The organism is Actinocorallia longicatena, assembly GCF_039534125.1.
In the GTDB taxonomy this organism is placed as follows: Bacteria; Actinomycetota; Actinomycetes; order Streptosporangiales; family Streptosporangiaceae; genus Actinocorallia; species Actinocorallia longicatena.
In genome coordinates, this window is the sequence record NZ_BAAAUV010000002.1 from 244,819 (window position 1) to 259,704 (window position 14,886).

Here is a 14,886-nt window from a genome sequence, read left to right on the forward strand (position 1 = left end):
GGGCCCACCCTACTGCGGCCCCTTCCCGCGGCCCCGGGCGAGGCGGCCCCGCCGGCGGCTCAGGACTGGCAGATGCGCAGCTTGGACTGCTTGTGCGGGGTCGCCTCCCAGTCGTCCATGAAGGTCGCCGCGAGCCCGTAGGCGGCGGCCAGCTCCTGGAGCGTCTCGGTGCGGTAGTAGAAGTCCTCGCGGAGCACCTGGTGCTCGGCCCGCTCGGTCCGGTCGAAGGTGAGGTCGAAGAAGCCGGTCGGCCGCAGGATCCGGCCGATGTGGGAGAAGCACTCCTCGATCACCTCCAGCGGGGTGTGCGAGAAGACGCTGTGGGCGTTGATCACGTCGAACCGCGCGTCCGGCAGGCCCGAGAAGGTCAGGTCGCCGACGAGCATCAGATGCGGGAGCTTGTCCTGGAGGCCGTACTGGACGATCGTGTCGTTCGCGGCGAGCAGGATGTCGGGCGAGATGTCGATGCCGTGGTAGTTGCCGGGGCCGACCAGATCGATGATCCGCCAGCCGGCCCGCAGGTTGCCGCAGCCGATCTCCAGCACGTTGTGGTGGGGGCGCAGGCCGTGCGTGACGAGGTAGTCGAACTGCCGCTTGCCGTTCTTCAGCCAGTGATCGTGGCTGCGGCTGCCGACCGCGTCGTAGGGGCTCTTCTCCTTGACGTCCGACCGCATGACCTCGCGGTAGTAGGCGACGTGGTCGGCGGAGCCCGCACGCAGCATCGTGTCCCTGGCGTACCGGCTCAGATAGGGCCCGATCTTGGTGGGATTCTTCACCGCGTAGCGGAGCTGGTAGGCGAGGCTCGAACGCTGACGCTGCGTGTAAGTCATGCACTGATTCGTACACGATGCGTAATGATCAGTTCAGCGAATCACGGGATCGACGCGCCGACCGTCCGCGCCGAAGAACAGCAAACGGGACGGATCCACCGCAAGCCGCACCGGCGTGGAGCGCTGCCACTTCATCCCCGACGGCATCCGGGCCATCAGGTGCGAGCGCCGGTGGATGCCCACGTGCTCCTGGGCGGGGGCGGCGTCCTCCAGGGTGGGCCGCCGGAAGAACCCGCCCGATCTGCGGCGCGGCCTCGGCCTGGGGCGGGGCACGAACTCTGCGGTCGTGATCCCGGCGTCGACGAGGGCCGTCCAGGACGATCCCTGGTACTCCAGCGTGACGACCCTGCCGTCGAGGAACATGCCGGGGCGCGGGTCGTCGGTGGGGACGAGGTCGTCGACGCGGATGCCGACCATGACCTGCTGCTGGAAGTGGCCGAGCAGCGGGCGGGCCCGCGGGTCCGCCCACGGGACGAGCAGCCGCTGGTTGCCGAGGTCGAGCAGAACCCCGTCCGCGCACCGCTGGACCTGGGCGACGACGAGGTTGAGCTGGGTCGTGCCGAGGAAGCCCGCGGTGAAGGCCGTCGCGGGGTCGTCGTAGATCTGGCCGGGCGTGCCGAGATCCTCCAGCACGCCGTCGCGCAGGACGGCGATCCGGTCGGCCAGGGTCAGCGCCTCGACCTGGTCGTGCGTGACGTAGAGGGTGGTGATGCCCAGCTCACGGGTCATCGAGCCGATCTCCAGCCGGAGTTCGGTGCGCAGCGCGGTGTCCAGGCTGGACAGCGGCTCGTCCATCAGGAACACCGACGGCTGCCGGATGATCGCCCGGCCCATGGCCACGCGCTGCCGCTGCCCGCCCGAGAGCGTCGCGGGCTTGCGGTCGAGGGTCTGGTCGATGCCGAGCGCCCGCGACAGCTCGACGACCTTGCCGCGGATCGCCTCGTGGTCGTCCTTGGCGATCTGCAGCGGGAAGGCGAGGTTCTCCCGCACGGAGAAGTGCGGGTAGAGGGCGCCGTTCTGGAAGACCATCGCGATGTCGCGCTGGCTGGGCATCAGATCGTTGGCGGGACGGCCGTTCAGAAAGACGGTGCCCCTGGTGACCTCCTCCAGCCCGGCGATCATCCGCAGGACGGTGGATTTCCCGCAGCCGGACGGGCCCAGCAGCACGAGGAACTCGCCGTCGGCGACCTGAAGATCCAGGTGTTCGACGGCGAGGTATCCGTTCGGATAGATCTTGCTGACCGCGTCGAGGGCTACTGAGGCCATGGCGCAGTAGAACCCCGGTTAACCGGTTTTGTCCATGAAGTTGCGTTATTGACTTTTGTCAGGCGTAGAGTGCCTCGATTTCGGTTGCGTACTTCTCGGAAATCGGACGCCGCCGCAATTTCATTGTCGGTGTCAGCTCGTCGCCGCCGGGCTCCCAGAATCCGGGCAGGACGGCGAACTTCTTGATCTGCTCCACCCGGGAGAGCTGGGCGTTCGCGGCGTCCACGCCCGCCTGGACCACGGCCTGGAGGGTGGGCTCCTTGCTCAGGACCGCGGGGTCGTCCGGCAGGCCGTGCTGGGCGGCGAAGGCCGCGGCGGCGTCCGGGTCGAGGACGAGCAGGGCGACGTTGTAGGGGCGGTTGTCGCCGATCACGACGATTCCGCCGAGCAGCGGCGTGTGCGATCGGATCGTGTTCTCGATGTTGGTCGGCGACATGTTCTTGCCGCCCGCATTGATGATCAGTTCCTTCTTGCGGTCGACGATCGTCACGTAGCCGTCATCGTCGATCGTCGCGACGTCGCCGGTGTGCAGCCAGCCGTCCGGGTCGATGGCCTCGGCGGTCTTGACCGGGTCACCGCGGTAGCCCTTCATCACGTAGGAGGCCTTGACCAGCAGCTCGCCGTCCTCGGCGATCCGCAGCTCGACCCCCGGCAGGGCGACGCCCACCGAGCCGATCTTCGTCCGGCCGACCGGGTTGGCCGTGGCGACCGTGGTCAGCTCGGACATGCCCCAGCCCTCGACGACCGGGACGCCCATCGCCAGGAAGAACTCCAGGGTCGCGGGCGCGATCGCCGCGGCGCCGGAGAAGGCGTAGCGGAGCTCGTTCAGGCCGAGCAGGGTCCGGATCGTGGTGAAGACGAGCTGGTCGGCGAGCTCGTACTCCCCGGCGAGCTCGGCGGGGACCTCCTCGCCCGCCTGCTCCAGCCTGACCTTCGCACGGCCCTTCTCGAACGCCCAGGCCGCCGCCCGGCGCTTCTCCTCGTCCGGGGAGGCCGCCAGCAGCGACTCGATCCCGATCTTGATCTTCTCCCAGACGCGCGGGACCGCGGCCCAGACCGTCGGGCGGACCTCGGTCAGCGCCGAGGTGATCGTCTTGAGGTCGGCGATCGAGGTGACCTGGGTGCCGTAGAGCATCTGGAGGTAGTGCGAGGCCATCCGGTCGACGGCGTGCGCCGACGGCAGGTAGGAGGTGATCCGGTCACCGCGGTGGACGGCGTAGCCGTGCTGGAGGGCGACCGCGTTGTCCAGGACGGTCCGGTGGGTGATCTCGACGCCCTTGGGCGGGCCCGTCGTGCCCGAGGTGTAGATCAGCGTGACGACCCGGTCGGGCTCGATCGCCTTCCAGGACGCCGCGAAGTCGAATCCCGGGTCGGGCTCCAGGGCGTCCAGGTCCGCCACGTCGAGGAGATGGTCCAGCTCCAGCCCGCTGGCCCGCAGCCGGGGCAGGAACTGCTCCTCCGACACCGCGATCCGGGCTCCCGCATGGCCGAGCAGGTAGGCGATCTGCTCGGGTGAGCTGGTGTTGTAGATCGAGAACGGGATCGCGCCGAGGTGCAGCGCGGCGGTGTCGAGCAGGTGGAACTCGGGCCGGTTCGCGAGCATCAGCGCGACCGTGTCACCGGGCCGCACCCCGAGGCCGTGCAGGGCGCGGGCGAGCCGTTCGACCTCGGCGGCGTACTGACCCCAGGTATAGCTGACCTCGCCGCCGGGGATGCGCAGCGCGACCGCGGCGGGATCGTGGGCGGCCGTCGCCTGGAAGGCGGCGACGAGGGTGTCGGGGGTGCTCAAGTCGGCTCCTGGGATGGGGCGACCAGCCTCCTGGCGGTCGCGTAGTCGGCCTTGCCGTTGGGGAGACGCAGACCGGCGTCCGTGCGGACGAAGGCCTTGGGGATCTTGTATCGGGCGAGGTGCTCGGCACAAGCGGTCTTCAGAACTTCGTCCGGGACCTCTTCCGAGCCGGGGGCCGGACGGACCACCGCGACGATCTCGGTGCCCCACCGCTCGCTCGCCCGGCCCACCACGAGGGCCTCGGCGACCTGCGGCAGCGCCCGGACGACCGCCTCGACCTCCTCGGCGAAGACCTTCTCGCCGCCCGTGTTGATCGTCATGGAGTCGCGGCCGTGCATCTCGACGGTGCCGTCGGCGAGCAGCTTCGCCCGGTCGCCCGGGATCACGTAGGAGCGTCCGCCGAACGTGACGAAGGTGCCGCGGGTCTTGTCGGGGTCGCCCAGATAGCCGCGCGGGATCAGGCCGGACTTCACCAGCCAGCCCAGCTCCTCTTCGCCCACCGCGGGCTCCCCCGGTTCCAGCAGCCGTGTCCGGTCCGCCGACAGCACGCCGGCTCCCGCGCTGGCGCGGAAGGGATCGTTCCCCATCCTGGTGATCTGGAATCCGCTCTCCGACGATCCGACGACGTCGATCAGGCGGACGGCGGGCAGCAGCTCCCCGATCCGCCGCCGGGTCGCCGGGTTGATGGCCGCCCCCGAGTTCAGCAGGTGGCGCAGCGAGGAGGTGTCGTAGGCCCCGCGCTCCAGCTCCTCGACGAGCGGGCGGGCGAAGGCGTCGCCGACCAGCGGGATCCGGGTGACGCGCTCGCGTTCGACGATCTTCCACACCCCGGCCGGGTCCAGGCCGTCGACCCGGTCGGGCAGGACGACCGTGGCGCCGCCGAGCCAGCCGCCGAGGGAGGTCCAGGTGCCCGAGCCGTGCATCATCGGGGGCAGGACCAGGGTGCGGGCGTCCACGCGGTGGACGTTCGCGAGAGCCTCCGCGAGGTCGGCGTACGGGCGGCCGTCGCGGCGCGCCACGCCGAGCGGCCCCTCGACCAGGTCGCCGATCCGCCACAGGACGCCCTTGGGCATCCCGGTCGTCCCGCCGGTGTAGAGGATGTGCAGGTCGTCGGGCGAGGCCTCGAAGGGGCCGGGCTCGGCGGCGGCCAGCGCGCTCTCGTAGTCCAGGGCGCCGGGCAGCAGCGCGTGGCCCGACCCGTCGGCGACCTGGAGGAGCAGGGGCGGGCGGCCGAGCGCGGGCAGCACGCGCGCCAGGAGCGGCGCGAAGGCCTCGTGGTAGAGGATCGCGGCCGGTCCGGCGTCGGCGAACAGGTAGGCCAGCTCGTCGTCGACGTACCGGTAGTTGACGTTGAACGGGGCGACCCCGGCGCGGTGGGCGCCGACCAGCCCCTCCAGGTACTCCGGGCCGTTGTGCAGGTGGAGGGCCAGGTGATCGTGGTTGGACTCCCAGGGCTCGGCCGCCTCCGCACGGCGGCCGAGCCCGTGGGCCGCGAGCACCGCGGCGAGGCGGCCGATCCGGTCGGCCTCCTCGGCGAAGGTCCGCCGCTGCTCCCGCCAGACCAGTGCCACCCGGTCGGGGACGGTCGCGGCGACGGCGTCGAACAGGGTGGCCAGATCGAACTGCGTCATCCCGGGCTGTCTCCTTTTGCTCGCCTCCGCCGTAGTAAACCATCACTTACGTCGGAGGCGTGGAGTCACCCCGTCGTGACGAGGGCCACTCCGGTCAGCGCGATGAGCATCCCGATCCGCTGGACGGCCTGGAGCCGTTCCGCGTACACGATCCTGGCGAGCAGCACGGTGATCGCCGGGTAGAGCGAGGTGAGCACGGCGACGACGCTGAGCAGCCCGGCGTTGGAGGCCTTGAAGTAGGCGATGTTGGCGACGACGTCCAGGGCGCCCGCCCCGATGACGATCCAGATCGTCACCCGGTTGCGCAGCGCCCCGAAGCCGATCTTCTGCACCCCGCGGGCCGCCAGCACGAGCACCGCGCCGAGGATCACGACGAGCACGCCGACCCTGGAGGCGACCAGCGGCCACAGCCCGCCGCCGTCGCCCGCCTGGCTGACCAGCACGAAGAAGCAGCCGAACATGGTGCCGGAGAAGGCGGCCAGGACCGGGCCGTTGTCGAGCACGTGGCGTCCGGTGTCCGCCCTGGCGCGTCCCGGCTCCATCGAGACGAGCCCGATCGCCGCCATGCACAGCAGCACCCCGGCGAGGACCCGCCCGTCGAGGCTCTCGCCGCGCGCGAGCCCGGCCACGACCGGGACCACGGCCCCGGCCAGCGCGGAGACCGGCGCGACGACGCTCATCGGCCCCTTGGCCAGAGCCCGGTAGAAGGTCAGGAACCCCGCCCCGCTGACCAGCCCCGACCCCACGCCCCAGGCGAGCCCGGACGCGCCGGGCCCGGTGCCCTCCACCAGCGCGGCCACGGCCAGCACCGACAGCCCGATCGGGATGCTGACCAGCAGCACCGACAGGGCCGAGGCACGCCGCGAGGCGGCGCCGCCGAGGAAGTCGGCCACGCCGTAGAACAGGGCGGCGCCCAGCGCCAGGAGGGTCACCATGACCGGGGCCGGGGGGACGGCAGGGGAGTAAGGTGCGTCATGGCGGTCATTCTACTGAACTCCGCAGTTCCACAGAACGACCGGGGTGGGTCGGTAGGGTGGTCGGACATGAACGACGATGCGGTGGCCGAGGCGGTGGCCAGGACGCTGCGCGCCGGGCGGGCCACCCACGGATGGAGCCTGGACCAGCTCGCGGCCCGGTCGGGCGTCAGCAAGGGCGTCCTGGTCAATCTCGAGCAGGCCCGCGGCAATCCCAGCCTCGGCACCCTCATCAAGATCTCCGAGGCGCTCGGGATCCCGCTGACCCGGCTGGTCTCGACCGAGGACGAGCCCGTCATCAGGTTCTTCCCGCCCGACCGGCAGGTCACCCTGTGGCACGGCCCGTCCGGCGGCACCGGGACCCTCCTGGCCGGCAGCGACGGCCTCCCGACCGTCGAGCTGTGGACCTGGCGCCTGCTGCCGGGTGAGGCTCGCAACAGCGAACCCCATCCGCAGGGCACCCGGGAGATCGTGCACACGACCGAGGGCACGCTGACCGTGTTCGTCGACGGTCATCCCCACACCGTCCCCGAGGGCACCGCCGCCGTCCTGGTCGGCGACCGTCCGCACGGCTACGCCAACACCTCGACGGCGCCGTGCGTGTTCACGATGGCCGTCATGGACTCCTGAGCAGGCCCGCCAGAACGACGCAGGCCCGCCGCAGATCGGTCGGCGACGCCGAGCCGTAGCCGAGGATCACCCCGTGCGCGGTCGGCGCGGCATGGCTGTGCCGGACGGTGTCCTCCAGCAGGATCCCCCGCTCGGCCGCGCGCCCGACCAGCGCGGCGGTGCTCGCGGCGTCCGGCAGCGGCAGCATGACGTGCAGGCCAGCGGTGTCGCCGGTGAGGTGGGGGCCGAGCAACTCGACGACCAGCGCCCGGCGCCGCGCGTACTCCAGCCGCATCCGGCGCAGGTGCCGGTCGAGGTCTCCCCCGGCCAGCAGGTGCGCCGCGGCGAGCTGGGACGGCCCCGGGGTCCGGTCGGCGAGGTCCCCGCGCAGCGCAGCGACCCGGCCGATCACCCCGGGACGGGCGACCAGCCAGCCGATGCCCAGATCCGGCGCGAGCGTCTTGGACAGGGTGCCGAGCAGGATCACCCGCGACGGGTCGAGCCCGTACAGCGCGGGCAGCGGGGCGACGTCGTAGCGGAACTCGGCGTCGTAGTCGTCCTCGATGATCAGGGCGTCGTGCTCGCGCGCCCAGGCCAGCAGCCGCTCCCTGCGCGGGATCGGGAGCCGCCCGCCCAGCGGCCACTGGTGCGCCGGGGTCGTGTAGAGCAGCGCCAGATCGCCGGGGAGCGAGCCGGCCAGGATCCCCTCGGTGTCGACGGGGCAGGGCACGACCGTCGCGCCGCGCGCGGCCAGGACGTTGCGGGCGACCCGGTAGCCGGGCTCCTCCACCCCGGCCCGCCGCCCTGCCGCGTACAGCGCCGCCACCAGGTCGAGGCCGTTGCCGGTACCGCGGGTGATCAGCACGTTCTCCGGTCCGACCCGCACCCCCCGCGCCCGGCGCAGATGCTCGGCGACCAGCTCGCGCAGGCGGGGCAGGCCGTGCGGGTCGGGCCCGACGTCGGGGCGGAGCGTCCCCGCGGCGCGCAGCGCCCGGCGCCACACCGCCTCGTCGATGCCGGGCGTCCAGGCGGTACCGGGCCGCAGGTCGACGAGCTCGCGTGCGCGCGCCTCCGCCCGCGACGGCCCGCCCCGCGGCGGCGCGGGCGGCGTCTCCGCGACGGCCGGCGGCGGCGCGTGACCGGCGACGAAGGTGCCCGAACCGTGCCTGCCCTCCAGCCAGCCCTCGGCATAGAGCTGCTGGTAGGCCTCGGTCACCACGGTCCTGCTGACGGCCAGGTCGGCGGCCAGGGCACGGGTGGCGGGCAGCCGCTCCCCCGCGTGGAGCGAGCCGCCGCACATGGCGTCGCGCAGGGCCGTCACGAGCTGGACGGTCAGCGGCGCCTCGGCGGCACGGTCGATGGACAGCGGCAGGTCAGCGGCGCGGCGAGCCAAAGTGGTCCTTCACTATCATCGAGAAGTGGACCTACTGGAGGTATCCACTTCATCCTAGGCTCGAGCCATGCTCTCCACCACGGAACGCACCACCCAGCGCAAGTCCAACCGGGCACTGACCGGACGTGAGGATCTCTACGCCGTGCTCGACGCCGGGATGATCTGCCACCTCGGCGTGATCCACGACGCGTCCGGTGACGCGTTCCCGATGGTCGTCCCGACCGGCTACGGACGCATCGGCGACACCCTCTACCTGCACGGCTCCTCCGCGGCCCGCTCACTGCGCGCCGGGGGCGAGGGCCAGATCTGCGTGACCGTCACCCACCTCGACGGCGTCGTGCTCGCCCGGTCGGCCTTCCACCACTCGCTGAACTACCGGTCCGCGATGATCTACGGAACGCCCCGGCTCGTCACCGACGAGGCCGAGCGCATGGAAGGCCTGCGCGCGCTCACCGAGAACCTCGCCCCCGGCCAGTGGGACACCGTCCGGAAGCCGAACCGCAAGGAGATGGCCGCGACGATCGTCCTGGCGCTCTCCCTCGAGGAGGCCTCGGTGAAGGTCCGCACCGGCCCCCCGGAGGACGACGCGGCGGACCACGCCCTGCCGGTCTGGGCGGGCGTCCTGCCGGTGCGCCAGGTCTTCGACGCGCCGGTCACCGATCCCGCCCTCAGGCACGATCTTCCGGTTCCCGATCACATCACCCACCGGATCTGATCACATCGGCCGTTGATCGCGGCACTATGGGGGCATGCGGCCCGATGATCTCAATGCGGTGGAAGATCGACTATGGACCGCTTTCTCCGGAGGATCCCCCGTCGACCTGCGGGTTGCCGGTGACGATCCGGCCCGGGGCGGGTCCTGGCCGCGGGAGCGGACCGTCCGGGCGAGCGTCGTGGCGGCACTCCTGCTCGGCGCGGCCGAGGCCGAACCCGGCAGCAACCCGGGACTGCGCCTGTACGGCGCCCGGATCGAGGGCAGGCTGTCGCTGCGGGGTTCGACCCTCGAGCACTCGCTGGTCCTGGAGGACTGCCACTTCGAGCAGGCCCCCCAGCTCATGGAGGCCATCACCAGGACCGTCCGGATCTCCCGCTGCCATCTGCCCTCGCTCAACCTCTCGCGGATCCGGCTGAACGGCGTCCTCGACCTCACCGGCAGCACCATCCCCGGACGCCTGATGCTCGACCACGCCCAGATCGACGGCGAGCTGCGGATGGGCGGCGTCACGGTCGGCGACGACCCCGACGGCAAGGCCCTGACCGCGGAGGGCCTGACGGTCTCCGGCACGGCGGCGCTCAGCAACGGCTTCACCGCGACCGGCCAGGTCGTGCTCACCCACGCCCGGTTCGGCGGGGTGCTCAACCTCGCCAGGGCGAGCTTCACCGCGGGGGCCAGATGGGGCGCCCTCCTGCTCAACAACACCCACGTCCAGGGATCGATGACGCTCCGCGGCACCCTCGTGAGCTGCCCCGGCCGGGTCGCCATCGGCGCCGGCGGAATGCGGATCGACGGCTCGGTCTGGATGAACCTGGGCTTCACCGCGATCGGCGAGGTCCGCTTCATCGGCGCCCAGCTCGGCTCGAACGTCAGCCTGGAGCGGGCGACCGTCACCGGCGGCGTGGTCAACTTCCAGAACGCGAGCCTGTCGACCCTCGACGCCGGCGGCATCACGGTCGCCGACGGCTCCCTCCGGCTGACCCTGGCCACCCTGACCAGCTACATCGACCTGCGCGGCGCCCGGATCACCGCGGGCGACGACGGCCGCGCGTTCTCCGGTTCCGGGCTGAGCGCGGGCGGCGTCAACCTGGCGGGGGCCGAGCTGACCGGCCGCACCTCGCTGCGCGGCGCCCGGGTCGCGGGCACGGTCCGCCTCGACGAGGTCACGATCGTCGCCGACGCCGAGGGCCGGGCGATCCGGTTCAACGACCTCCAGACCAGCTCCCTGCGGATGCGGAACGCGTCCGTGACGGGCGCCACCGAGCTGCGCTGCGTGGCCGCGACCAACGGCGTCCACCTCGACAACGCGTCCTTCGTCCATCCCGCCGGGGTCGCGGTGCTGGCCGACGCCATGACCACCAGCACCCTCGACCTCACCTCCGCCGAGATCAACGGCACCCTGTCGCTCCGCGACGCCGCGGTCTCCGGCCCCCTCGACCTCGCCCACGCCGTGCTGACCGCCCCCTCCGGCGGCCCCGCCCTGCTCGGCGACGCGCTCGGCGCGGGCGACCTGGACCTGAGGCACGCCCGCGTCACCGGTCTGGTCACCCTGCACGGCGCGGCGGTCCCCGGCCGGGTCAACGCCTCGGGCGCCACCTTCCTCGCCGGCGGCGACGGCGCCTCGGTCCAGGCCGACGCGCTGACCGCCGGCGGCGTCCATCTCGTGGAGACGGTCCTGACCGGCCATCTGTGGCTGCGCGGCGCCGTCATCGGGGGCGGGCTCTACCTGCGCGGCGCCGAGATCGCCGAGTTCCGCGCCGACGGCCTGTCGGCCGCCTTCGCCGACCTGTCCTCGATGCGCTCCCGCGGCCGGGTCTGCTTCCAGGACGCCCGGATCTCCGGGGCGATCGGCGCGGAGGACGCCGCCTTCACCGCGGGTCCCGACGGCATCGCCCTGACCGCCGAGAACCTCGCGGTCGGTGATCTGCGCCTGCCGCGCACGGTCATCGACGGCACGCTGTCGCTGCGCGGCGCGGTCCTGACCGGCACCCTGCACATGAACGGCGCGGCGCTCACCGCCCGCGAGAACGGCCTGGCCCTGCGCGCCGACAACCTCACCGCCGCCTCCGCCGGGTTCGGCCGGGCGCGCGTCACCGGCCGGATCTCCCTGCTCGGGGCCTCCGTCGGCCGCTCGGTCCGGTTCGAGTCCGCCGTCCTCACCGCCGCGGACGACGGCCTCGCCCTGTTCGCCGACGGCCTGGCGGCGGGCGAGCTGCATCTCAGCGGAGCCGAGGTCACCGGCCGGATCTCGCTGCGCGGCTCGGCGATCGCCGGCACCCTGTTCGGCGAGGGCCTGCGGCTCACCGACGGCCTCGACCTCGACTCGCTCGGCGCCGGGGACGTCCGGCTGGCCCGCACCCGGATCTCCGGGCCGCTGTCGCTCCAGGGGGCGACGATCGTCCGGGCCCTCCAGCTCGACGAGGCCGTCCTGGGCGGCGCCCTGGATCTCGACTCCCTCACCGCCGGCGAGATCCAGCTCCCCCGCGCGAGCGTCGCCGGGCAGCTCTCGCTGCGCGACGCGACCGTCACCGCCGCTCTGCACGCCGAGGCGGCCGAACTGGCCGCCCTCGTCGGCGACGCGCTCACCGCGAACGAGATGCTCCTGAGCGGAGCCCGGATCACCGGGCCCGCCTCGCTGCGCGGGGCCGTCGTCCCCGGCGGGCTCCTGCTCACCGGCGCCTCGCTCGACGGCGGCCCCGGCGGCATCGCGCTGCTCGCAGACGGGCTGTCCACCAGCACCCTCGCCCTGGAAAACGCTCAGGTCACCGGGCGGATCTCGATCCGGCAGGCGACGGTCACCGGTGGGGTGCTGCTGACCTCGGCGGTGCTGCGCTCCCCCGCCGACGCCGTCTCCCTCCAGGCCAACACCCTCGCCGCCGGGTTCGTCTCCGCCGAGAACGCCGTGATCGAGGGGGTCGTGGCCATGGTCGCCGCCCAGATCACCGGGACGGCCGACTTCGACGGGGCCGCCCTCCGCGGGGACATGCAGGGCGAGTCCCTCCGCGCCGACGCCGTGTCCGTCGGCAACAACCTCCGGTTCGTCGACGGCACCGTCGCCGGGAACGTCCGGATCCCCCGCGCTCAGATCGGCGGCCGCCTCCTGCTCAGGAGAGCCTGGATCGGCGGCCTGTACGGCGAGTCCCTGACCACGCAGGGCCTGCGCGGCCGGGGCATGACCGTCGAGGGCGAGATCAACCTGCACGGCGCGATCCTCCGCGGCGACCTGCATCTCGACGAGACCGCGATCGGGGTGCTGACCTGCGACGCGATCACCGCCGCCGACATCCATCTGGGCGCGGCCCGCCTCACCGGGGCGGCCTCCTTCCGCGGCGTCGTGGTCAGCGGGTCCGTCCGGATGGCCGGCACGGTCTTCGGCGGCCTCCTGTCGTTCACCGACGGCCAGGTCATCGGCGACGTGGACGCCGAGCGCACCGGGCTGAACGGCGACGAGGACGGCAACGCCCTGCTCGCCGACGGGCTGGCCGCCGCGAACGTCCGGCTCGTCTACGCCGCCGCCGACCGGAAGGTCGTCCTGCACCGGGCCCGGCTCAGCGGCCGGCTCCAGCTGCGCGGCTCCGTGCTCGGCGGGCTCTCGGCCGAGTCGCTGACCGCGCAGAGCGTCTCGGGGGACGGCCTCCGGATCGCCGGGCTCGTCCATCTCCACGGCGCCCGGATCGACCGGCACGTGATCCTCACCGGCGGCACGATCGGCGGGGACCTCGTCGCCGCCCAGATCGCGACCGGCCGCGTCGACCTGTCCGGGACGGCCGTCGCCGGCGGCATCGACCTGCGCGGCGCCCAGGTCCTCGGCGACATCGTCCTGGACGACGCCGTCGCCGCCGCCGAGACGTTCCTGACCAGCGCGCAGATCGGCGGCGACCTGTCCTGCCTGCGGGCGGAGTTCCACGGCCGCCGCGCCCTCGTCGGCGACGGGCTGACCGCGAGCACGATCCTCTTCGACCGGGTCACGGTCGACGGCAGGTTCTCCCTCGTCGGCGCCCGGGTCGGCGGCGCGGTCGCCGGGTGCGACGCCCGGCTGACCGGCCGCGACGACGGCAAGGCCCTCGCCCTGGACGGCCTGAGCGCCGACCGCGTCAACCTGGCCAGGGCCGTGGTCACCGGCCGCCTGTCGGCCCGGGGGGCGGTCATCCTCCAGCAGCTGGAGATGGAGGGGATCACCGTCGTCGCCCGCGCGGGCCTGCCCGCCGTCATCGCCAACGGCATCACCGCCGGCCGGATCGTCTTCGACGACGCCCACATCACCGGCGAGGTCCGGCTGCGGACCGCCCGGATCGTCGACCAGCTCAGGGGCGAGCGGGCGACCTTCTCCCATCCGGGCGAGGTGGCCCTGCGGCTGTCCCTGGCCGACATCACCGGCGACGTGTTCCTGCAGCGCGCGACCGTCCACGGCACCCTGCGGGCGGCGGGCGCCAGGGTCGGCCGGATGTTCGACCTGCGGGAGGCCACCCTCGACTTCGGCCGGAGCGTGACGGTCCGCGGCCCCGGCGGCGACGAGCGGGAGGCGCCCGCGGGCAGTTCGGTCCAGGCGCGCGAACTCCAGGCCGCCTGGCTGCGCTTCCAGCCGAAGTCGGTGTACGGCAAGATCGAGCTCGACCACGCCAGGGTCGGCATCCTGGAGGACACCGACGGCGACTGGCCGCAGGAGCTCGGCATGAACGGGTTCGTCTACGACAACCTCGACCTCGGCCTGCCGCCGCAGCGCCGGCTGGAATGGCTGCGGCACATCCCCGGCGGCTTCCAGCCCCAGCCCTACGAGCAGCTCGCCGCCCACTACACGCGGCTCGGCCAGCAGCGGTACGCCCAGACCGTCCTGCTGGCCAAGGAGCGGCGCCAGCGCGAGAACCTGCCGCGGACCGGCCGGATCTGGGGCCGGATGCAGGACCACACCGTCGGCTACGGCTACAAGCCGGGCTGGGCCGCGCTCTGGCTGGCGCTGCTGCTCGGCGTCGGCACGGCCGTCTTCGCGATCTCGCCGCCGCAGCCGCTGAAGATGGAGGAGGCGCCGCACTTCAACGCGCTGTTCTACACCTTCGACCTGCTGCTGCCGATCGTCGATCTCGGGCAGGAGCACGCCTTCAACCCCAACGGCTTCGACCAGTGGTTCTCCTACCTCCTGGTCGCCGCGGGCTGGGTGCTGGCGACCACGATCGCGGCGGGCGCGGCCCGCACGATCAGCCGCCGCTGAGAGGGGGGATCCTGAGCCTCTCCGGCCTTCCCGCGTCATGACCGCGTCCCCGCCGCGTCGATAGGGGTGACTCTCGGAAGGAGCCGGCATGCTTCCCCGCTTCCACACCTGGAATCTCGACCAGCAGGACGAACCCGTCCGTTTCGCCCGCCGCGGCGTGGTCACGGCCCTCGGCGGATGGGGCCTCTCCGATCTCCGCGACACGGCGGAGTTGCTGGTCTCGGAGCTCGTCACCAACGCCGTCCGGCACGGGAAGCCGCCCGTCCGGCTGACCCTCGCGATCGAGCGGGAGCGGGTCGAGATCCGCGTCAGCGACGGCAGCCCCGAACCGCCCCTGCCCCGGGCGGGCGACGAGGACGGCGGCTTCGGCCTGACCGTCGCCGACGCCCTCGCCGAGATCAGCGTCCACACCTTCCCCGGCGGAAAACAGATCAGGGCCGCCCTTCGCGGCGGGCCGTTCAGGAGTTAGCGTC

At 72.8% G+C, this 14,886-nt stretch carries 10 protein-coding genes; 4 read left to right on the plus strand and 6 right to left on the minus strand.

Annotation, left to right across the window (positions count from 1 at the left end; all coding sequences use genetic code 11):
* Positions 1-59 precede the first annotated feature (59 nt).
* The 5 genes from ABD785_RS04155 to ABD785_RS04175 form a co-directional block, all read right to left on the minus strand.
* Positions 60-830 carry a class I SAM-dependent methyltransferase gene (locus ABD785_RS04155; RefSeq protein ID WP_344822285.1) on the minus strand — a complete coding sequence of 257 codons (771 nt, stop codon included), beginning with the start codon at positions 828-830 and terminating at the stop codon, positions 60-62.
* Between the two features lie 33 nt (positions 831-863).
* On the minus strand, positions 864-2,096 hold the full coding sequence (locus tag ABD785_RS04160) for an ABC transporter ATP-binding protein (RefSeq protein ID WP_344822287.1): 1,233 nt from the start codon (positions 2,094-2,096) through the stop codon (positions 864-866).
* A 58-nt stretch (positions 2,097-2,154) separates the two neighbouring features.
* Positions 2,155-3,885, minus strand: coding sequence for an AMP-dependent synthetase/ligase (locus ABD785_RS04165; protein WP_344822289.1), 1,731 nt, complete (start codon positions 3,883-3,885; stop codon positions 2,155-2,157).
* A complete protein-coding gene (locus ABD785_RS04170; protein ID WP_344822291.1) occupies positions 3,882-5,516 on the minus strand; it encodes an AMP-binding protein in 1,635 nt (544 codons plus the stop codon). Before ABD785_RS04170 ends, ABD785_RS04165 begins: the two co-directional genes overlap by 4 nt.
* 65 nt (positions 5,517-5,581) lie before the next feature.
* Positions 5,582-6,451, minus strand: a complete 870-nt coding sequence (locus tag ABD785_RS04175) for an EamA family transporter (RefSeq protein ID WP_344822293.1) — start codon at positions 6,449-6,451, stop codon at positions 5,582-5,584.
* Between the two features lie 108 nt (positions 6,452-6,559).
* On the opposite strand from ABD785_RS04175, the gene ABD785_RS04180 reads away from it, so the two are divergent.
* A complete protein-coding gene (locus tag ABD785_RS04180; protein ID WP_344822295.1) occupies positions 6,560-7,120 on the plus strand; it encodes a helix-turn-helix domain-containing protein in 561 nt (186 codons plus the stop codon).
* Here the strand turns inward: ABD785_RS04180 and pdxR are convergent.
* Positions 7,107-8,492: a MocR-like pyridoxine biosynthesis transcription factor PdxR gene (gene pdxR / locus ABD785_RS04185; protein ID WP_344822297.1), complete on the minus strand. Its 1,386-nt coding sequence runs from the start codon at positions 8,490-8,492 to the stop codon at positions 7,107-7,109. The two genes, ABD785_RS04180 and pdxR, sit on opposite strands and share 14 nt — an antisense overlap.
* Before the next feature lie 67 nt (positions 8,493-8,559).
* On the opposite strand from pdxR, the gene ABD785_RS04190 reads away from it, so the two are divergent.
* From ABD785_RS04190 to ABD785_RS04200, 3 genes are all read left to right on the plus strand, one after another.
* The gene (locus tag ABD785_RS04190; protein ID WP_344822299.1) at positions 8,560-9,207 is read left to right on the plus strand and encodes a pyridoxamine 5'-phosphate oxidase family protein; all 648 of its coding nucleotides are present in this window, start codon (positions 8,560-8,562) and stop codon (positions 9,205-9,207) included.
* Positions 9,208-9,265: 58 nt separating this feature from the next.
* Positions 9,266-14,413 carry a translocation/assembly module TamB domain-containing protein gene (locus ABD785_RS04195; protein WP_344822301.1) on the plus strand — a complete coding sequence of 1,716 codons (5,148 nt, stop codon included), beginning with the start codon at positions 9,266-9,268 and terminating at the stop codon, positions 14,411-14,413.
* Between the two features lie 88 nt (positions 14,414-14,501).
* Positions 14,502-14,882, plus strand: coding sequence for an ATP-binding protein (locus ABD785_RS04200; RefSeq protein WP_344822303.1), 381 nt, complete (start codon positions 14,502-14,504; stop codon positions 14,880-14,882).
* The last annotated feature ends 4 nt before the right edge of the window (positions 14,883-14,886 follow it).

Bases quoted from the DNA above. Each gene is read 5' to 3' on its own strand.
- ABD785_RS04175 (WP_344822293.1), bottom strand. From the start codon at position 6,451: ATGGTGACCCTCCTGGCGCTGGGCGCCGCCCTGTTCTACGGCGTGGCC.
- ABD785_RS04200 (WP_344822303.1), top strand. From the start codon at position 14,502: ATGCTTCCCCGCTTCCACACCTGGAATCTCGACCAGCAGGACGAACCC.
- ABD785_RS04155 (WP_344822285.1), bottom strand. From the start codon at position 830: ATGACTTACACGCAGCGTCAGCGTTCGAGCCTCGCCTACCAGCTCCGC.
- ABD785_RS04190 (WP_344822299.1), top strand. From the start codon at position 8,560: ATGCTCTCCACCACGGAACGCACCACCCAGCGCAAGTCCAACCGGGCA.
- ABD785_RS04160 (WP_344822287.1), bottom strand. From the start codon at position 2,096: ATGGCCTCAGTAGCCCTCGACGCGGTCAGCAAGATCTATCCGAACGGA.
- ABD785_RS04180 (WP_344822295.1), top strand. From the start codon at position 6,560: ATGAACGACGATGCGGTGGCCGAGGCGGTGGCCAGGACGCTGCGCGCC.
- ABD785_RS04170 (WP_344822291.1), bottom strand. From the start codon at position 5,516: ATGACGCAGTTCGATCTGGCCACCCTGTTCGACGCCGTCGCCGCGACC.